The sequence below is a fragment of the Streptomyces sp. NPDC005070 genome, from assembly GCF_053600395.1.
In genome coordinates, this window is record NZ_JBSFZS010000035.1 from 15,236 (window position 1) to 34,443 (window position 19,208).

At 72.3% G+C, this 19,208-nt stretch carries 14 protein-coding genes and 1 pseudogene; 9 read left to right on the forward strand and 6 right to left on the reverse strand.

The genetic code is table 11. The features are described from left to right. The first annotated feature begins 60 nt into the window (after positions 1-60). From ACWEBX_RS14465 to ACWEBX_RS14475, 3 genes and pseudogenes are all read left to right on the forward strand, one after another. Positions 61-660, forward strand: a complete 600-nt coding sequence (locus tag ACWEBX_RS14465) for a TetR/AcrR family transcriptional regulator (protein ID WP_451885179.1) — start codon at positions 61-63, stop codon at positions 658-660. Beyond that, the gene (locus tag ACWEBX_RS14470) at positions 657-2,255 is read left to right on the forward strand and encodes a glycerol-3-phosphate dehydrogenase/oxidase (protein ID WP_451885180.1); all 1,599 of its coding nucleotides are present in this window, start codon (positions 657-659) and stop codon (positions 2,253-2,255) included. The genes ACWEBX_RS14465 and ACWEBX_RS14470 overlap by 4 nt, the downstream gene beginning before the upstream one ends. 91 nt (positions 2,256-2,346) lie before the next feature. Further along, positions 2,347-3,267, forward strand: a pseudogene (locus ACWEBX_RS14475) (FAD-binding dehydrogenase); the annotation flags it as partial. Between the two features lie 83 nt (positions 3,268-3,350). Here ACWEBX_RS14475 and ACWEBX_RS14480 read toward each other — a convergent pair. The 4 genes from ACWEBX_RS14480 to ACWEBX_RS14495 form a co-directional block, all read right to left on the reverse strand. Further along, the gene (locus ACWEBX_RS14480; RefSeq protein WP_451885181.1) at positions 3,351-4,214 is read right to left on the reverse strand and encodes a carbon-nitrogen hydrolase family protein; all 864 of its coding nucleotides are present in this window, start codon (positions 4,212-4,214) and stop codon (positions 3,351-3,353) included. Positions 4,215-4,340: 126 nt separating this feature from the next. Further along, positions 4,341-4,904: a dihydrofolate reductase family protein gene (locus ACWEBX_RS14485; RefSeq protein ID WP_451885182.1), complete on the reverse strand. Its 564-nt coding sequence runs from the start codon at positions 4,902-4,904 to the stop codon at positions 4,341-4,343. 93 nt (positions 4,905-4,997) lie between these two features. Continuing rightward, on the reverse strand, positions 4,998-5,834 hold the full coding sequence (locus tag ACWEBX_RS14490) for a hypothetical protein (protein WP_451885183.1): 837 nt from the start codon (positions 5,832-5,834) through the stop codon (positions 4,998-5,000). A gap of 89 nt (positions 5,835-5,923) precedes the next feature. Continuing rightward, a complete protein-coding gene (locus tag ACWEBX_RS14495) occupies positions 5,924-6,805 on the reverse strand; it encodes an alpha/beta fold hydrolase (protein ID WP_451885184.1) in 882 nt (293 codons plus the stop codon). Positions 6,806-6,960: 155 nt separating this feature from the next. On the opposite strand from ACWEBX_RS14495, the gene ACWEBX_RS14500 reads away from it, so the two are divergent. The 4 genes from ACWEBX_RS14500 to ACWEBX_RS14515 all read left to right on the forward strand — a co-directional run bounded on the left by ACWEBX_RS14500 (position 6,961) and on the right by ACWEBX_RS14515 (position 11,256). Continuing rightward, positions 6,961-8,988, forward strand: a complete 2,028-nt coding sequence (locus tag ACWEBX_RS14500; protein ID WP_451885185.1) for a BTAD domain-containing putative transcriptional regulator — start codon at positions 6,961-6,963, stop codon at positions 8,986-8,988. Positions 8,989-9,059: 71 nt separating this feature from the next. Further along, entirely contained in the window at positions 9,060-9,797 is a 738-nt protein-coding gene (locus tag ACWEBX_RS14505) for a YoaK family protein (RefSeq protein ID WP_451885186.1), read from the forward strand. 21 nt (positions 9,798-9,818) lie between these two features. After that, positions 9,819-10,271, forward strand: a complete 453-nt coding sequence (locus ACWEBX_RS14510) for a hypothetical protein (protein ID WP_451885187.1) — start codon at positions 9,819-9,821, stop codon at positions 10,269-10,271. Between the two features lie 169 nt (positions 10,272-10,440). Further along, complete coding sequence (locus ACWEBX_RS14515) at positions 10,441-11,256, forward strand: hypothetical protein (RefSeq protein WP_451885188.1); 816 nt, start codon at positions 10,441-10,443, stop codon at positions 11,254-11,256. Positions 11,257-11,295: 39 nt separating this feature from the next. On the opposite strand, the gene ACWEBX_RS14520 is transcribed toward ACWEBX_RS14515, so the two are convergent. Together ACWEBX_RS14520 and ACWEBX_RS14525 are read right to left on the reverse strand one after the other, a co-directional pair. Beyond that, complete coding sequence (locus ACWEBX_RS14520; protein WP_451885189.1) at positions 11,296-12,153, reverse strand: ribonuclease BN; 858 nt, start codon at positions 12,151-12,153, stop codon at positions 11,296-11,298. A gap of 178 nt (positions 12,154-12,331) precedes the next feature. Then, the gene (locus tag ACWEBX_RS14525; protein WP_451885190.1) at positions 12,332-14,224 is read right to left on the reverse strand and encodes an arabinofuranosidase catalytic domain-containing protein; all 1,893 of its coding nucleotides are present in this window, start codon (positions 14,222-14,224) and stop codon (positions 12,332-12,334) included. A gap of 494 nt (positions 14,225-14,718) precedes the next feature. Here ACWEBX_RS14525 and ACWEBX_RS14530 point away from each other — a divergent pair, with 494 nt between their 5' ends. Continuing rightward, positions 14,719-17,559: a phosphoenolpyruvate synthase gene (locus tag ACWEBX_RS14530; protein WP_451885191.1), complete on the forward strand. Its 2,841-nt coding sequence runs from the start codon at positions 14,719-14,721 to the stop codon at positions 17,557-17,559. Next, complete coding sequence (locus ACWEBX_RS14535) at positions 17,556-19,208, forward strand: hypothetical protein (protein WP_451885192.1); 1,653 nt, start codon at positions 17,556-17,558, stop codon at positions 19,206-19,208. The genes ACWEBX_RS14530 and ACWEBX_RS14535 overlap by 4 nt, the downstream gene beginning before the upstream one ends.

The following is a 19,208-nucleotide window of genomic DNA, read 5'->3' on the forward strand; positions in this document are numbered from 1 at the left end:
ATCGGTCGGTCGGGACGTGCCGTCTCCCGGACGGCCGCACAGGGCGTTACACTGTTACACATGACGCCTATTCGTCACAAGCACTCGGACGGCGACCCCGTCCTCGACGCCGTACGCGACTGCGTCCTGGCGGTCGGAGTCCGGCGTACGACCCTCACCGACGTGGCCCGCCGCGCCGGTGTCTCGCGCATGACGCTCTACCGGCGCTGGCCCGATGTGCGCACGCTGGTCGGCGATCTGATGACCCGTGAGTGGATCGACGTGGCGACCCGCGCCATGCCCGAGCCCCACCCGGACAGGCCGACGCGGGCCCAGATCGTGGACGGTCTGGTGGCCGGCGTCGAGGGCTTCCGGGCCCACCCGCTCTTCCGCAAGATCATCGACGTCGACCCCGAACTCCTGCTCCCCTACGTCCTGGACCGCCGCGGAGCCAGCCAGGAAGCCCTCCTGGGACTCCTCGCCGACGCCCTGGCGGAGGGGCACGCGGACGGCTCGGTGCGGCTCGCCCCGACGAGACGACAGGCCCGTGCCGTGCTGCTCGTGGTCCAGTCCTTCACCCTGTCGCTGCGGACCATGACCGACGAGGACGACCCCGAACTGACCAGCACGGCCTTTCTCGACGAACTGCGCACCCTTCTGGAGAGGACCCTCACGCCATGAGTCCCACGAGCAGTCCGTCCGGCCCGGCGGCCCCGGCGCCCGGATCGTCGCTCTCCGCCGCCCGCCGCCGCCGTGAACTGGCCGAGGCTGTGGGCGGCGGCATCGTGGACGTCCTGGTCGTCGGACTCGGCGCCACCGGTGCCGGAGTCGCCCTGGACGCGGCCGCGCGCGGTCTCAGCGTCGTCGCCGTCGACGCCCACGACCTCGCCTTCGGCACCTCGCGCTGGAGCTCCAAGCTCATCCACGGAGGACTGCGCTACCTGGCCTCCGGGCAGCTCGACGTCGCCCACGAGAGCGCCGTCGAACGCGGTGTCCTCATGGAGCGCACCGCCCCCCACCTGGTACGCGCCCAGCCCTTCGTCCTGCCCCTGACGCCGTTGGTGTCACGCGGTCAGGCCTCACTCGCCTGGGCCGGGTTCCGGGCGGGGGACACCCTGCGCCTCGCGGCCCGCACCTCCCGCGCCACCCTGCCCGCGCCGCGCCGCCTCTCCGCGGTGGAGGCCCGTCATCTGGCGCCGTCGGTGCGCCCCGCGGGCCTGCGCGGCGGTCTGCTGTCCTGGGACGGCAAAGTGACCGACGACGCCCGGCTCGTCACGGCGCTCGCCCGCACCGCCGCCGCCCACGGCGCGAAGATCCTCACTCGCGTCAGGGTGCTGGAGACCGGCGGGACCGTCGCCCGCGTCCGCGACGAACTGACGGGGGAGGAGGGCGAGATCCGGGCCCGCGCGGTCGTCAACGCGTCCGGTGTCTGGGCGGGCGACCTCGTCGAGGGCATCCGTATCCGCCCCTCGCGCGGAACTCATCTGGTGCTGCGCGCCGACCTGTTCGGGCCGCTGCCCGCCGGGCTGCACATCCCGATCCCGGGCGAGGCCAACCGGTTCGTCCTCGTCCTGCCGCAGGACGACGGCCGGGTGTACGTCGGGCTGACCGACGAACCCGTCGACGGGGACCTCCCGGACGTGCCCGACGTACCGGAGTCGGACATCGGCTTCCTGCTCGACGTCGTCGGCTCCGCCATGGACACCCCGGTGCGACGCGACGACGTCGTCGGCGCCTTCGCGGGGCTGCGCCCCTTGCTCGACACCGCGCCCGGACGCTCGGGAGAGGCCGCCCGCACCTCCGACATCTCGCGCCGGCACGCCGTCCTCACCTCCGACGACGGGGTGACCACCGTGGTCGGCGGCAAGCTCACCACCTACCGGCGCATGGCCCAGGACGCCGTCGACGCCGCGGTCGTGGCCCGGGGGCTGCGCGCCGGTCCCTCGACGACCGCCTCCCTGCCGCTGGTCGGCGCTGCGGCCCCGCACCGGCTCGGATCGCTGGCCGCCCCCGGTCATCTGATCCGTCGCTACGGCACCGAGGCGCCCGCCGTCCACGCCCTCGCCGCCCGGGACCCCCGCCTCGGCGAGGCCGTGGTGCCCGGACACCCCGTCACGCGGGCCGCGCTGCTGTGGGCCGTACTGCACGAGGGCGCCCTCGACGAGGCCGACCTCCTGGACCGCCGCACCCGCATCGGCCTGATCCCCGAGGACCGGACCACCGCCGAGACCGCGGCCCGAGAGGCCCTCGACGAGGCCGCCGTCCGGTCCACCTGACACACGGTCGGGGACGGCCTCGAGTCAACGGGTCCCGGCGCGCTGTAGGTCGATCGTGAGTGGGTCGGCGTGCCGGATCTCTGTTGGCGCCAAGTTGATGATCACCGGGGTGCCCGCGCACCTGGACGGCCGCATGCCAGCGATCACCGAGCAGGCCGGCGGCCGGATCGTGAACCCGGACAGGATGTGGCACAACACCGAGGGGCTGCGCAACTACGACCCGATCTGGCCCGGTCACGGCATCCGTATCCTGCCCGGTCCCTCGTCGATGTGGTTCGACGCGCGGGGCCGCCGCTTCGGCAGCCCCGACATCCCCGGATACGACACCCTCCACACCCTCAAGTCGATCACGGGCTCCGGCTACGACTACTCCTGGTTCGTCACCACGCAGAAGATCCTCGCCAAGGAGTTCGCGCTCTCCGGGTCGGAGCAGAACCCCGACCTCACCAACAAGGACGTGTGGAAACTGCTCTCGCGGATCTGGCAGAGCCCGGAGCCGATCGAGAAGTTCAAGAAGAACGGCGCCGACTTCGTGGTCGCCACCACGCTCGCCGACCTGGTCGCCGGGATGAACAAGCTCACCGGCGACAACCTCATCGACCGCGCCGATCTCCAGCGGCAGATCGAGGCCCGCGACCGCGAGATGGACAACCCGTACACCAAGGACGCCCAGGTGATGGGCATCCGCAACGCGCTCGCCTACGTCGGCGACTCGCTCAGCCGCACGGCCCCCGCCCACAAGATCCTGGATTCCGGTGCCGGTCCGCTCATCGCCGTACGACTCAACATCCTGACGCGCAAGACACTCGGCGGCCTCCAGACCGACCTGTCGGGCAGGGTCCTGAACGCTTCCGGCAGCCCGGTCCCGGGTCTGTACGCGGCCGGTGAGGTCGCCGGCTTCGGCGGCGGCGGCGTTCACGGCTACCGCTCCCTCGAGGGCACCTTCCTGGGCGGCTGCCTCTTCTCCGGCCGCCAGGCGGGCCGCGCGGCCGCGGCCGCCACCGCGACCTGACGACACCCCTTCTGGCGTGCTGAGGCAAAGGTGAGGCGGGCGAAGCTGCGGCGCCTCACCCTTGAGCGGACGGCCCGAACCAACTACACGGGCCGTCCGCCCAGGGCGAGGTGCTGCCGAGGCCCGGCGGTCAGGCCGCGGACGTCACTGAGCATGGTGTGGTCGGCGCGAGCACGGCGCAGACGGTCCGGGTCGAGATCGGCGACGACCAGTTCCCTCTTGTCGGGCCCGGCCTCGACGACCAGGCGGCCGGTCGGATCCCACACGGCGCTTCCGCCGCACGTGGACCAGCCACCCGTAGAGCCGACGTGGTTGGCCAGCACCGTGTACATGGTGTTGTCGAAAGCACGGGACGGGAACCACATCCGAGACTCGTGATAGCCGTTGCCGACGCTGAACAACGCGCCCACCACGTAGGCGTGACAGCCGTCGAGTGCCGCGGCGCGAGCATGCTCGGGAAAGCCGGAGTCGTAGCAGATGCCCAGGCCGAGTCGCCAGCCGTCGACGTCCAGCGAGAGCCCCTGCGTCCCGGGGCGGTAGACCTCTTGTTCGGTGCTGAACAGCAACTGCTTGTCGTAGCGGGTGAGCCAGGTGCCGTCCGTGCCGAGCACGAGGGCCGAGACATACAGCTGACCGGCTTCGTGCACCGCCGTGCCGACGACGGCGACGGTGCCGGCCTCCCGACAGGCGGCCAGGAGAGGGTCGAGACGGTCGTCTCCCGCGGCCTGCACCGCGCAGCGTTCCGGGTCGGCACGGATCAGGTCCGGTTCGTAGCCGGTGAGGAACTTCTCCGGAAAGACGACCACGCGAGCGCCCGCGTCCCCGGCCTCGCGCACCATCGCGGCGGCGGTGGCGACATTGGCGGTGAGATCGCCGGGCTCAGGACATGCCTGAGCCGCGGCTACACGAAGGGGCCGGGAGGGCGGAGGCGGCTGTTCAGTCGTCACGGATCGACCCTATCCACACGGACACGGCGATCTACTCGGGGGGCGTTCACTATTCGCCGACGGTCTGTGGACGTGACCTGGTCCGTCGCTGGCCGTCGTCGATGTCCCACCGCTCGACCAGCGCGTTCAGCGCCGCGTCTCGTACCTGGTCAGGACCACGCCGCCGGGAAGTGTCCGTGTCTCCACCAGGTTCAGCTTCACCCGGCTGTCCAGCGAGGTGAAGAAGGGTTTGCCGCCACCCACCAGGACCGGATGGGTGACGATCTCGTACTCGTCGATCAGCCCGGCCCGCATCGCCGCCCCGGCGAGCGCCGCGCCACCAACCCTCATCGGCCCACCGTCCTCGGCCTTGAGCCGAGTGATCTCCGCGACCGCGTCGCCGGTGACCAGGCGAGCGTTCCAGTCGACCTTGTCGACCGTCGAGGAGAACACCACCTTCGGCGTGTCCCGCCAGTTCCGCGCGAACTCGATCTGCGCCGGTGTGGCGCCCGGCTGCTGGTCGCCGGTCGGCCAGTAGGCGCTCATGGTCTCCCACAGCTTGCGCCCGTACAGAAACAGGCTGATCGCCCGCTCCTGGTCGAGCCACCACTGGAACAGCTCGTCGCTCGGCTCGCTCCAGCCGAGGTCGTCGCCGGGCGCGGCGACATAGCCGTCGACGGACAGGTTCATGCCGTAGAGCAGTCTCCGCACAGCGACGGCCTTCCGTCAGTCGGTCTCGGAATCCAGCCGGGCCTTGATCCCGAATCCTGGACACGGGCACTCAAGAGGCACAGTACGACGTGGTCAGTCGCGGGGGCGTTCAAACACGGGAGTGGGGTTCGCGTCGTACGCCAGGGTGGAGATCACGTTGGCGTAGCCCCGGTCCAGCACCTGCCGTGCACGTGCGGTGTGCGGGCCCGCGGGGCGCTCGGCCAGTCGCGCCACTCGGTCCTCGTGCGCCTCGGTGATCTCCTCGGCGGTCGCCCGCCAGTCGGCGTCGTCCGGTACGCGGACCAGTTCCACGCAGGCCGGTCGCATGCCCTCAGCCAGCGCGGCGGCAGCCCGGTCATGACCGTCGAGGAGCAGCCAACCGTCCAGAAAGGACACCCACCACAGCAGGACCGGCGCGAGGGTGCCCTCCCGGGCGTGCTTGCGGTACGCCTTCACCCGCGAGTCGTCCGGTGGCGGCAGCGGACGCAGCGGCAGGACACCGTGCCAGCCACCCCCGCAGAGCAGTTCGAGGGTGGCGTCCGGCCAGTCCTGAACGAGGTCACCATCCCAGATACCCGGAGCGAAGGTGGAGCGCGGAGTCAGCAGCCAGCGCCCATGGTGCAGTGGGCCGAGCCCCGTCTCCTCCAGCCACAGCGCGTATCGGTGCGGCCAGTCGGCCCCGGTCCGCATCGCCGCGGCGGTCAGAGGCGGCAGTGGAGAGCGGTGGCCGGGCAGGCGGCGCAGGTGAAGGTCGCGGCAGCAGCCGTCCCCCTCCGACCGGGCCTGGATCAGCGGCCGTTCACCCTGCCGGAGGATCCACTTGCGGTCCGTACCCCGCTCAAAGCGCAGTAGGGGCGGGTCTGACGGGTCGTCCGGTACGGCCAGGACGACACCGCCTCCTGGTAGAGGTTCCCTCGTTGCCCTGGCCATGAGATCAGTGTCGGCAGAGGGGCCCCTTCCCGGCAAGGGACTACTCCGGGCTCCGGCGGCGGGAAGGGAAGGGGCATCGGCGGGTTTCGCTAGCGGTCGCCGAGCGCCCGGATCTCGTCGGCGATCAGTTCGGGGTCCTCCTCGGCCATGAAGTGGCCGCAGGACACCGTGCGGTGCCGCAGGTCGTCGGCCCAGGCGCTCCACAGGCCCTGGGCGTGGTAGCCGAGGGCGGCGCCCCAGTCCTGCTGGAGGACGGTCACCGGCATGGCGAGCCGGTGGCCCGCCTCCTTGTCGGCGGTGTCATGGTCCACGTCCACACCGGCCGAGGCGCGGTAGTCGGCGACGATGGAGGGCACGGCCGCCGCGGACGCGGCGAGGTAGTGGGCGCGGACGTCGGCGGGGATGGCTTCCGGGTCCTTGGTCCAGACGTCGAGGAAGTAGGCGAAGAAGGGGTCGGCGCTCGCCCGGATCATCTCCTCCGGCAGGCCGGGGGCCTGTGCCATCAGGTACAGATGGAAGCCGACCGCGGCGGAGACCCCGTGCAGGGCGTCCCACATGTCCAGGGTGGGCAGGACGTCGAGGAAGAGGGCGCGGGAGACGGTGTCCGGGTGGTCCATCGCGGCGCGGAAGGCGACCAGGGCGCCCCGGTCGTGGCCGGCCAGGACGAACCGGTCGTGTCCCAGCTCGGCGGCGAGGCGCACGACGTCCCGGGCCATGGTCCGCTTGGAGTAGACGTCGGTGACGGTCTCGGCCGGCTTGTCGCTGGCGCCGTATCCGCGCAGGTCGGGGCAGATGACGGTGTGGTCGGTGGCGAGGTCGGCGGCGACGTGCCGCCACATCAGGTGGGTCTGCGGAAAGCCGTGCAGCAGGACGACCGGCGCGCCCGTGCCGCCGACGGCGGCGTTCAGGGTGACGCCGTCGTCGACGCGCACGCGGTGCTCGGTGAAACCGGTGATGCTCGGGGGTGTCACAGCGACTCCTGTGGTTCGTGGCAGAGTGGACGTTCCGGGCTCGGCGGTCCGTGTCACCCGGGGACGTCACCCAGGTTGCGGGCCCCGGATCAGCGATCGATGAGTGCCCACGCGGTATGCCCGGAGACGAACACCGCCCGCGAAAGGACCCTGTCGTGGGCGTGGAGTTCGGACTGCTGGGACCGGTGGCCGCCTGGGACGCCGACGGCTCGGCCCTCCCGCTCGGCGCGCCCCGCCACCGTGAGGTGCTCGGGCGCCTGCTGATCGCCCGGGGCCGGGTGGTGCCGGTCGGCCGGCTTGTCGCGGACCTGTGGGAGGACGAGCCTCCGGCGGGTGCGGTGGGCGCGGTCCGCACCTTCGTCGCGGCGCTGCGCCGCGCACTGGAACCCGGGCGCCCTCCCCGGCAGCCCTCGCGCCTGCTGGTCACCGACGGCCCCGGTTACGTCCTGCGCGCCGGCCGCGAGGCGGTGGACGCCTGGCGGTTCGAGGACTCCGCCGCGCGGGCCGTCGGCGCGCCGCCCCACGCGGCCGTCGCCCTGTGGGACGAGGCACTCGCTCGTTGGCGGGGGCCGGTGCTGGCCGATTTCCCCGCCGCCGCGTGGGCCGCCGCCGAACAGGTCCGGCTGGAGGCGCTCCGCCTCGACGCGGTCGAGCGGCGCGCCGACGCCCTGCTGGCCACCGGCGCCGCCCGCGATGCCGTCGCCGACCTGCGCGCCCATGTCGCCGCCCACCCCGGCCGGGAGGACGGCTGGGTCCTGCTGGCCACGGCACTCGATCGTGCCGGGAGGCGCGGCGAGGCCTTGGCGGCGCTGAACCAGGCCCGCGACGCCCTCGCGGGAGGGGGCGGTGGGCGTGGCCCCGGAGGCGCCCTGGCGCGGACCGAGGCGCGCATCCTCAGCGCTACGGCGGACTACGCGGCCGAACCGGCCGGGATGGCCGACAGTGTCTGGGACCGGGCGGCGGCCTCGTGGGACCGCTCGGTGCCCGCCCGCTCCAAGGCCCGGCTGCACGCCACCGCCGGCCTGCTCCGCGACCTCGCGGTGACCGGCCCCGACGGCCTTGAGGAAGCCCGCCGACACCGACGGGATCTGGTCGCGGCGGCCGAGCTGACCGGCGACGCGGAGCTGGCCGCCAGGATCATCGGCTCCTACGACGTCCCGGCGGTGTGGACCCGCGCCGACGACCCCGACGGCGCCGGCGAGCTGTCCCGGGCCGCCGCCCGTGCCGCCGCCCGGTTCGGCCCCGGTGGGCCGGCCGCGCTGCGCGCCCGGCTGTTGTCCGTCGTGGCGGTCGAGTCACGGGGCGACGCCGCCGCCGACGCGCCGCTTTCCCGGGCGGCCGACGCCCGCACCACCGAACCGTGGCGGCGGCGCGCCGAACGCGCCGCCGAGGAGGCCGTCCGGCTGGCCCGCCGTCTGGGCGACCCCGCGCTCCTCGCGTTCGCTCTCAACGGCGTCTTCATGCAGTCGTTCGCCGACTGCGGGTCGGCCGCCACCAGAGACGCCCTCGGCAGTGAGCTGACCCGGCTGGCCGTCGAGCACCAGATGCCCGGTCACGAAGTCCTGGGCCGCATCGTCCGCCTCCAGGCTCTCGCCGGCCTCGGTGAGCTCGCGGCGGCGGACGCCGAGGCCGAGGAGATCGACCGGCTCGCGTACCGCAACGAACGGCCGCTCGCCGGAGTGTTCACCGCCTGGTACCGCGCCCTGCGGACCTGCGAGACCGACGGCTGGCCCGCCGCCCGTTCCCCGTACGCACATGTCCTGGCGGAGACCGCCGACTGCGGCATGCCCGGCCTCGTCCGGGGCGCGGCCGTCCTCGTGGCGCTGGTCCCGGTCATGCGGGGTGACGCCCCGCTCGACCCCCAGGACTTCGCCCACCTCGACGCCGGTCCCTACCGGCCGTGGCTCAACCCCCTGCTGCTGGCCGAGTCCGGTGCCGTGGAACGGGCCCGGCAGGCGCTCACGGCCGTACCCCGGCCTCCGCACGACCTCCTGCAGGAGGCGCTGTGGTGTGTACTCGCCCGCGCGGCGGTGGCCGTCGGGCACCGGCCGGTCCTGCGCCGGGCCCGCGACGAACTCTCCGCCGCCGCAGGAGAGCGGGCAGGTGCCGGGAGCGGTCTGATCTCGTTCGGGCCGGTCGAACACCACCTCCGGGAAACCGAAGCAGCCCTCGACGACGGGTGACCAGCTCTCCGCGTGGCGCGTGTCGGCCCGGTCACCGCGCCTGTGAAGTCGCCGTTGCCGAGACTGTCCGGATGAGTGAAGAATCCGCGCCGCGACCGTCCGCCGAACAACGCGAACGCCAACGGACCGTCGTCATGGCCACCCTCACCGTCCTGGCGGGTGCCGCGGACGCGGTCAGTTTCCTGACCATGGGGCACGTCTTCACCGCCCTGGCCACGGGCAACGTGCTCTTCCTGTCCTTCGCCGTCGCCGGTGAGGGACAGGTGCCGGTGGCCCGCCCCGCGATCGCCCTGATCGCCTTCGTCCTCGGTGCCCTGGCCGGCGCCCTGACCACCAAGGGTCTCGTCGCACACCACCGGCACTGGTTCGCGGCCGCGCTGGCGGTCGAGGGGGCACTGCTCGCGCTCGCCGGCGCGACAGCGCTGTGGCGGCACGGCTCCGGCTCACTCACCGATCACCCGGACAACCTGGTCATCGCCATCGTCGGCTTCGCCATGGGACTGCGCGCCGACACCGCACTGCGAGCGGCCGTTCCCGGCATGCCCACCTTGCTCGCCCAGGTGTCGCTGGTCCGCCTGATCCACGGCCTCAGCGGAGCCGTCCCCGCGACCCCGGAGCGGCACGCGATCCGTCCCCGGCTCGTCGCCACGGTCGTCGGCATCTTCGCGGGCGGCGCCCTCGGCACACTCATCACGCCGTGGGGGACGGGCCGCGCGTTGCTCGCCATCGCCGCCGCGGTCCTGATCACCGCGGCGCTCAACGTGCTCCTGGTGCGGTACCACCGGATCACGCCGGAACTGATCGGCTGACCCCTTCCCGAGGACTGCCGGGTGTGCCGGCAGCGGCCGGAACCCGACCGTGAGGTCACGCTGTCGACGCGGGCCGACCTGTGGCTGATCGGTCCGGACGACTCCTGCGCCAAGCCCAGCCCGAAGCCCAGCCCGAAGCCCAAGCCGAAGCCCAAGCCGAAGCCGAAGCCGAAGCCGAAACCCGAGCCGAAGCCGAAGCCCAAGCCGAAGCCGAAGCCGAAACCCGAGCCGAAGCCGCGCACCGGGGGCACGAGCGGCTCCACCACGACGGGCGGCACGTCGAGAGGCGGCAGCGGCAGCGGTTCCTCCGGCACGTCGGGCGGAAGCACCGGCGGCACGGGCAGCGGGTCCGGCATCGGGTTCGGGCAGTACTGCTCTCCCGTGGGTGCCACCGCGACCACGGCCGACGGGCGCCCCGCGAAGTGCTTCATGGGCAGGGACGGCCACGCCCGCTGGGGCTACAACTCCGGCTGATCGGGGCGCCGGCCGGGCCACGGCCGCCGCCGATCGGGTCCGGCCCCGCGTGCGCCCGCGATCTTGCCGGGGACCGGCAGTTCAGCCCGGGGCCGACGCTTCCGGAACCTGCCATGTCGGTCGGACGGACGCGTGTGACCTAATGCTCCGGAACGAAGGAGACACAGCAGTGGCTGCGCAGACGACGGACCGGTGGCTCTCGGCACGGATCCGGCAGGAGTGGTGGCACGCGGCGGCGTGGACCCTGCTCGGACTGGTCCTGTCGGCGGTAGCGGTGGGGCCGAGCCTCTACATCCCCGGAAAGGTCGCCACGGAGGCGGCTTTCCGTGATGCCCGGCCGTGCGCCGGTGGAGCCGGGGTGCGGGACGACGGCACGAGTTGCCTGCGCACGATCAGCGGCACGGTCCTCTCCGTCAGGACGGTCAAGAGCGGCAAGTCGAAGGCCTTCCGCATATGGCTGCGGCCGCCGGTTCCCGCCCCGGCCGATCAGTCCATCGACCTCGACGCGCACGGCGACCTCTCCGAACTCGTCCAGCCCGGGGAACGGGTGGACGTCACCACGTGGCGGAACGACGTGGTCTCCGTCAGCCAGGGCGGAGTTCGCGAGCGGCTCGACGGACTGCCGGATGAGGAGCCCATCGCCTTTACCGGGGCCGCCTTGGTCGCCGTCTCGTCGGCGGCCCTGGCTTTCATCGCCGCTTTCGGCAGCGCCCGCCGGGCCCGCTCCCTCGCCACCGGCCGCCCCGTCGTTCCCCGGGTCCCGCTCGGCTGGGGGACGCCTGTCGGCGTGATGGCCGTGCCCGTCGTCGCGGCGATCTGTGCCGGGCATTTCTGGGACACCTGGACGGCTGTCGTCATGGCTGTGGTCATCTGGGCCCTGATCGGGGTCCCTGCCACGATTCTCGTCCTGCGCTGGGACCGTGAGCCGTCCGAGGCGTCCCCGCCGGGCAAGGAGGTCACCGTTCCGACCCGCGGGCCCAACTGACGCGGCGGGAGCCGGAGTCCGAGGAGCGGTCGCCCGTACTCACCGCCTGCGCTGCCGGGCCCGCCGCAGAAGGGTCTCTGTCGCGGTGATGATCTCCTCGTGCGCCAGCCGTCCCACCAGCGCGCCGCCGAAGACGACGACGCCGACACCGACGAGCCAGGACTGGACGACCAGGACGGTGCCGAAAGGGCCGTAGTTGACGGTGCTGGAGGCGATCAGGGGCGAGAAGACCAGACGCGAGAAGAACCGCAGACCGAGCAGGCCGAGAGCCGTCAGCACGGCGCCGGGCAGGAGGGCCTTGGCTGCGATCCTGCCGCCGAGCAGCATCCACTGCGACCACCAGAAGAACACGACGGCGCTCAGTGCCGCGGTCACCGTTCCGGCGGCCGAGTGGCGCCACAGCGTCGTCGTCGCGGTCACGTAGATGGTGCCGATGAGCACGGCGAGCCAGAGGACCTGGCGCCATCTCGCGTGCCAGCGGGCAGCGGGCAGATCCCACACCTTCTCGTAGCCGGTCTGCACCGCTGCGCCGAAGCTCAGGCCGAAGACGGCGAGCGCGGCGAGACCGAAGGCCGTCGTGGTCTGCCGCACCTGCGCAGGCCCGGCGAACAGCCGCGCGACCTCGTCCCTGGCGGCGCTGGACACCCCGAGGCCGTCCCCCAGCCACTGTGCGAACCCCCGCCCGTGTGCCGGATCGGCCGCGGAGACGACGATCAGGAGGGGTACCAGCGTGAGAAAGCCGAGGGCCGCGAAGCCCAGCGACCTCTGACCCAGTTCGATGTCCTTGCTGTGCCGCCATCCCCGGCCGGCCGGGGAGTCGCGCAGCACCGCGAACAGCCGTACCCGCGCGGAGGGCCGGTCCTGGTCGTCGGCGTCCGGTGGGGCATTTTTCGGCATACGGATCGATTACCACAGACGGCGCCGACAGCGTCAAGTGCGGCTTGCCGGTGCGGGGTCCGTTCCTGCCGGATCCGGCGCGAACGGCCCCCCGACCCGCGACGGCCGCCCCCGACCCGCGACGGGCGGGCCCGGCCGGACGTCGAGTCCGGCCGGGCCGGTGGGCGGTGCGGCGAGGTCAGCTCAGTGCGAACTTCTGGGCGGCGGAGCCGTTGCAGTCCCAGATCTGCAGCCGGGTGCCGTTGGCCGTGGCGCCGTTGGGGGAGTCGAGGCAGCGGCCGGACTGCGGGTTGAGCAGGGAGCTGTCGGCCTGTTGCTGCCAGACCTGACCCCCGGCTCCGTTGCAGTCCCACAGTTCGACCTGGGTGCCGTTGGTGGTGCCGTTGCCGATGATGTCGAGGCAGCGGCCCAGCGTGTGCAGTCGGCCGTCCGAGCTGTGGAACCAGTGCTGGTCGACCGCGTAGGACTGGCAGCTCCAGAGCTGTACGGCGGTCGCGTTGGAGCCGTTGTCGTCGCCGGCCACGTCGGCGCAGGTACCGCCGGGCCCGGTGACGGGCGCGCCCGCGTTGACCGCGAACCTCTGGGCCGCGGAGCCGTTGCAGTCCCAGATCCGCAGCCGGGTGCCGTTGGCCGTGGCACCGTTGGGGGAGTCGAGGCAGCGGCCGGACTGCGGGTTGAAGAGCGAACCGTCGGCGCGCTGCACCCACTTCTGGCCTCCGACCCCGTTGCAGTCCCACAGTTCGACCTGGGTGCCGTTGGCGGTGCCGTTGCCGACGATGTCCAGGCAGCGGCCGATGGTGCCGAGCGATCCGTTGGCGTTGTGCGTCCAGAACTGGTCCTCGGCGTACGACTGGCAGTTCCAGAGCTGTACGGCGGTGCCGTTCACTCCGGTGTCGTCCGCGGCGACGTCGACGCACTGGCCGCCGGGGCCGCCGATGGTGCCCTGCGGACCGTTGGGGACATTGGTCTGGCCCGCGTAGCCCGCGGAGACGATGTTCGCCTGGACGGCGTTCTCGGCCGCGTCGGTCGGGTAGCCGGAGACCATGACACCCTCGAAGAACGTGCCCATGTTCCAGTTGCTGTTGTCGCCGCCCGTGCCCAGGATGATGCCGCCCTCCTGCTGCATGGGCCGGTAGCCGCCCCGTGTGGGCAGCGCCCCGTCCCACCAGGTCGTCAGACCGCCCGACTGCGAGTTGCCGCCCTTCAGCGCGTACGTGGTCTGCCCGTTGTTCTTGAGGACGGCGGTGACATACGTGCTGCTGTTGCCCTTGTTCGCGGTGTTGGAGCCGTTGTCGCCCTGGAACATGCCGTTCTCCAGGTCGGCCTCGATCCAGGGCCCGGATCCGCTGCACGGCGCGAAGTAGCAGGTGGTGGCGATGGACACGGCGTCCATGTGGCCGTTGCCGGTGTCGGCCGGTGTGGCCTCGGCGTTGCCGTAGTCGAAGCAGCAGGCGGAGCCGACGTGGGTGCCACTGGCGACCATGTAGGCGCCTTCCGCCTGGCCGTTGACCGCGGTGCCGGACGCGGCGCCGTGCGAGCGGTAGCCGACCCCGGGGGAGATCCAGATGCCGTAGACCTTGTGACCGCCCGCCGTGACGGACAGTTCACTGGCGTCCGCACCCCGGTCGGCACCCATTCCGGCCGTGCCCGCGGGACCGGGGAACAGGTCGTTGTGGCGGGACGTCTGGTCGTACACCTTCGAGATGCTGCACGTCGTGTTCGCGCAGAAGCTGTCCTGCTGGGCGGCGTTCGCGTAGCCGCCGGCCGCCAGCAGCCCGATGTCGGCGCTCGCGCCGTCGGAGACGCGGGTGACTTGATACAGCGGGCCGTTGTACGCCGAGAACAGCGCGCGAGTAGAGCTGTGGGCGGCGACGCACGGGGTGCCCGCGGCGGCGTAGATGTCGCAGGGCTGGGAACCCGCGGCCTGAGCGACGCCGGTCATGCCGACGAGGACGGTCACCAGGAGGCCGAGGACGGCTCCGACGGACAGGAGGGCGCGGTGCAGCCGGGGTAACGCACCAGCCGTGGCGGAGGGGAAGAGACGCGAGGTGGCAGATCTTCTTCTGCGCATGTGTGCTCCCGGAGTGGAGGGTGGAGCTACAACTCGCCCTCGGGACAGCCGAGTTCAGGGCTGCCTGGCGACTGAGACGGAAGTTACAAGCGCTGGTTGATTGCGTCAATATTTGTTGCTTTCCTTTCTGCTCGACCCTCGCTGGTGTCCGAACGTGTGGCTTTGTGGCGCCCCGGCGGTTCCCGGGCCGGTTCGCTCCGGCTCGCCCTCCTCGCGCCGATGGGGTGGGGGCGAGGAGGACGTACGAGGTGCTACTGCCGCGTATCGCCACCGCGAGGCACCCCGCCACCGGAGCGGGGTGGGCCCACTTCGGCTGGATCATCCCGTTTCCGTCCAGGTCCCCGGTGTTCCTCCTGGACAGCGGCGCGTGATCAGAGTTTGAAAGGGATACGACGACCGAAAAACGCCTGTGGCGGCCCGCCGGAGTTTTTTCGACCGGCCCTGCTGTGCAACATTCGAGCGAGGTCGAGCACCACCCTCGGAGGGGAAACGCATTGTCGCCCACCACGGGATCCGAACACCGGTCCCCGCACGTCCTCACACCGTCCAGCGACGCATCCCTTATCACCGAATGGGCCGGCGGAAAAGGGAAGAACCTGCACACGCTGACCGCGTCCGGATTTCAAGTACCGCGCTGGTCGATCATCGGCCTGGACGTATTCGCCGAATTCAGCCGCGCCAGCGGACTGGACGGGCACCTGAAGCGGCTGCTCTCCGACGGCTGGGAGCCGAAGGCGGGCCGGATCGCCGCCGAGATCGCCGGCCTGATCGAGGCCGCGCCGCTCGACGACCACCTCACCGACGCCATCGGACTGGCCTACGGTCTGGCCGGCGGCGGCGCGGTGGCCGTGCGGTCGTCCGGCGCGCAGGAGGACGGCGCGCGCCACTCGTTCGCCGGCCAGTTCGACAGCTTCCTCAACGTCCGCGGCCTCGACGAGGTAGTCGCCCACGTCCGCCGCTGCTGGGCCTCGGCCTTCTGTGAACGCTCCCTGCGCTACCGCGAGCGGCTCGGGCTGGCGATCGACACCGGCGGCGTCGCCGTCATCGTGCAGCGCATGGTGGCCGCCGATGTCAGCGGCGTGCTGTTCACCGCCGACCCGGCGAGCGGACGCGCCGACCGGTATGTCGTCAGCGCCGTCCACGGACTGGGCGAGGGGCTGGTCTCGGGCGCCGTCGACGCCGACACCGTCGTCCTGGACGCCGTCACCGGCGAGCCGCTGACCACGGTCATCGGTGACAAGCGGGAGCGTTACGACGCCGGATCCGGCCCCGGCTGCCAGGTGTCACGCGTCGCCGACGAGGACCGCGACCGACCCGCGCTGACGGCCGCCCAACTGGCCCGCCTGCACGCGGCCGGGGCGCGCGTCATCGCCGGGTACGGCGCCCCCCAGGACATCGAGTGGGCCATCGACGACGACGCCCTGTGGATCCTGCAGAGCCGGCCCGTCACGACCCTCGCCCCGGCCGCCGGCGCCACGGCGGAGCCCGAACAGAACCTGCGGCTCTGGGACAACTCCAACATCATCGAGAGCTTCAGCGGTGTCGTCTCCCCGCTCACGTTCAGCTTCGCCGCGGACACCTACGCGAAGGTATACGACAGCTACGCCCGTGCCCTGGGCGTCCGCGGGGAGCGGCTGCGCGAGGTGCGGGAGTGGACCCCGTACCTCCTCGGCCATGTCCACGGACGGGTCTACTACAACCTCTTCCACTGGTACCGCATGGTGCGTCTCGCGCCGCTGTACCCGCTCAACCGGCGCGTCCTGGAGAAATCCCTGGGTGTCGCCGAGAGCATTTCCGACGAACTCGCCGACACACTCCACCCGTTCACGCCCCGGCCCGGACTGCGCGGTCAGGTCGCGCGTCTGACACGTACGGTCATCTTTGCCGGAAGATTTCTCACCATCCGAAAATCCGTCGACACGTTTCATCGAGATTTCTATCGCGCATACGCGGTTTTCAACAACGTCGACTACGACGCATTGCCGGGGGACGAGACCTATCGCCGATTCCGGCGGCTCCAGCGGGAACTCATCGAAAAATGGGGCCCGATGCAGACCCTCGACGCGACGATCCTGCTTTCCGTGGGCCTCCTCGCCCTGCTCACCCGCAGATGGCTGCCCGAGGCGCCCGAGTGGTTCACCTGGGCCGCGGCGGCCCCGGGCGGCGCGGTCGAGTCCGCCGAACCGGTATGGGCCCTGCGCGAGTTGGCGGCCCAGGCGCGCGCCGACGCCGGGATCCTGGCGCTGCTGGAACGCACCCCCGACCCCGAGGCCCGCCAGGCCCTGCTCGACGCCGGGTACACCGGCTTCCTGCGGTCCGTCGACGCGTACATCGCCGACTACGGCTACCGCAGCCCCGACGAACTCAAGCTGGAGGTCCCCGACCTGCGCGAGAACCCCGCGGGCGTCTTCACGCTGCTGCGCGACGTCCTGCCGGATCCCGGCGACGGCGGGAGCACACCGGACCGCGGCGGCGAGGCCGACGCCTACCTCGCCGAGCATCTGAGCCGTCCGCGGCGCCTGGTGTACGAACGAGTGCGGGGCAAGGCCCGCACCGCGCTCGCCGACCGGGAGCGGCTCAGGTTCTGCCGCACCCGCGCCTTCGGAGCGGCGAAACGCATGCTGCGCGGCCTCGGCCGCGATCTCGCGCGGGCTGGCGCCATCGACACCTGGGACGACGTCTTCTTCCTGCGTCTGGAAGAGATCCAGGGCGCCTACGAAGGCACGATCGCCCACACCGAACTGCGGGACCTCGTCGTGCTGCGCCGTCGGCAACAGGCCGCCGACACCGTGCTGCACGCCCCGTCCCGCTTCACCACCCGCGGCGCGCCGTACTGGTGGGGCAACCTCGAAAGGGCCGGCTGGGGCGGCGGCCCGGCCACCCCCGGCGGAGCCCGCGAACTGAGCGGCGTCCCCTGCTGCCCCGGTGTCGCCGAAGGGCCCGCCGTGGTCACCGACACCCCGCGCGACTTCGGCGGCGGCGTCCTGCTCACCTACCGCACCGACCCGGGATGGGTGACCGCGCTGTCCTCGGCCGCGGCCCTCGTCATCGAACGGGGCAGCCCGCTGACCCATGTGGCCGTCGTGGCAAGGGAGTTGGGTATCCCGACCGTGGTCCAGGTCAAGGGCGCCACCACCGAGATCCGCACCGGCACGCGGCTGCGCGTCGACGGGGCCGCCGGGACGGTCACGGTGCTCGCCGATCCGCCCCCCGACAGCACGGCCACGGTCCTCGCCGACCCGCCCCCCGCCGACACGGCCACCGTCAACGAGGACCCGCCCGCCGCCGGCTCGGCCGCCGCCCCGGACAGCCCCCGAACGGAGACACACCCGTGATTCTCACCGAGGAACGGCTGCAGGACCTGCTCGACAAGTCCCTCGCCGAACTCCCCCCGGACACCGAATGGGCCGTGACCCTGGAAGGCTCCATAGCCGAAGGGTTCGGCAATCCCACCTCCGACATCGACTTCCTGCTCGTGAGCCGCTTCGACGACGAGCCGCCGACCATGCCGTCCCTGCTGTTCGTCGACGGCAGGCGGGTGGAGATCCGCACTCGCTCCGTGCGCCAACTCGCCGACCAGCTCACGGCGGTGGAGCAAGGAGCCGGACGGCCGGGCCGGCTCTCCGAGGACCTCCTCAACCGCTGCCAGCGGATCCTGCACAGCCATCCGCTGCGCGGCCACACCCTCATCGAGGAGGTGAAGGCCCTGCTGCCCGTCGAGAGGTTCCGCCGGATCACCGCCGACTGGTGGGCACACCGGGCCCGGCAGTCCCTGCGGCACGCGATGGCCCTGCAGTGCCTCGGCGCGAGCGACGAGGCGGTCGACTGGACCCGCGCCGCGCTCGTGCAGAGCGTCAAGTCCTGGGCGGCCGGCCTGGGCGAGACCTATCTCGAACCCAAGTGGCTGTCCATGCAGCTCGACCGGGCGGGACGGACGGACGTACGCGACCGCTACTGGGAACTGGAGTCCGCCGTCGTCCGGCCCGGCGACGCCGATGCGGCGCAGGGCCATCTGACCGCCTGCCTCGACTTCGCCGAAGACCTCGGACTCGCCAAGGTCCCCCGGCGGCCCGAGCGGCTCACCGTCGAACGCGTCGCCCAGGTGACCACCTGGCAGACCGGCGAACGGATCCACGTCGTGCGCGGCCGACGCGACGTGTTCGCCCTCGGCGCCGACGCCGGAGCCGTCTGGCGCTCCCTCGTCCTCGGCAGGCCGCTGCCCCGCGTACTGGCCGACAGCGCCGCCACCGGCGTCACCGACCCCGGCCCGCTGCTCGCCGCATTCCTGCGCTACGGGCTGGTCCGTCTCGCCTGGAAGGGCGCCGGAGCCGTCCTCCCCGCGCTCCCGCTCGCCGCCCCGCCCGGGCCCCTGACCCCGCCTCCCTCCACCGCCCAGCCACTGCTGTCGGTGCGCGGCGCGGCCGTCGGCGGATCCCGCTCGGTCGACCTGATGCCCCTGCCCGCCGACCGGTTCGCCGCCGCCGCCATGGCCCTGGTGTGGTCCAACGTCGTGGTCGAGAACGCCGTCGAGGATCTGACCGGAGCACTGCGGCGCGGTCAGCGCCGGGTGGCCGAACTCACCGCACGCCGTGCCGTGCACGCCGCGCTGCGCGGACTGTTCAGCGCCCACGGGGTCAATCCACTGCCCGCGGACGCCGATCTCGTACGCCGTATGGACCTGCTGCCCGCCGCCACCCTGCCGATCGGCGCGCACGCCGTGGAACTGCTGGGGCGCGGAGTGGAGTCGGCGGAGGACGGCGACGCCCTCCGCGCGGAACTGCGCCGCTTCATCGCCCGGGTACGCGGTGCCGTGGGCGCCGACTCCTTCCCGCTCTCGTTCGACTCCGCGTACGCCTGGCGGGCCACGCTGCAACTCGGCCACGACTGGCTGCGCATGGGTGCCCACCTCGGCGCGGAGCTGCCCATCGAGGAGGCCCGCGACCTGCTGGCCGGCAACGGGACCCAGCCCCATCAGGCCCGGTGA

What these genes read in the sequence shown, in the direction of transcription:
- ACWEBX_RS14465 (WP_451885179.1), top strand. Translation starts at nt 61, where the DNA reads ATGACGCCTATTCGTCACAAGCACTCGGACGGCGACCCCGTCCTCGAC.
- ACWEBX_RS14470 (WP_451885180.1), top strand. Translation starts at nt 657, where the DNA reads ATGAGTCCCACGAGCAGTCCGTCCGGCCCGGCGGCCCCGGCGCCCGGA.
- ACWEBX_RS14490 (WP_451885183.1), bottom strand. Translation starts at nt 5,834, where the DNA reads ATGGCCAGGGCAACGAGGGAACCTCTACCAGGAGGCGGTGTCGTCCTG.
- ACWEBX_RS14505 (WP_451885186.1), top strand. Translation starts at nt 9,060, where the DNA reads ATGAGTGAAGAATCCGCGCCGCGACCGTCCGCCGAACAACGCGAACGC.
- ACWEBX_RS14520 (WP_451885189.1), bottom strand. Translation starts at nt 12,153, where the DNA reads ATGCCGAAAAATGCCCCACCGGACGCCGACGACCAGGACCGGCCCTCC.
- ACWEBX_RS14525 (WP_451885190.1), bottom strand. Translation starts at nt 14,224, where the DNA reads ATGCGCAGAAGAAGATCTGCCACCTCGCGTCTCTTCCCCTCCGCCACG.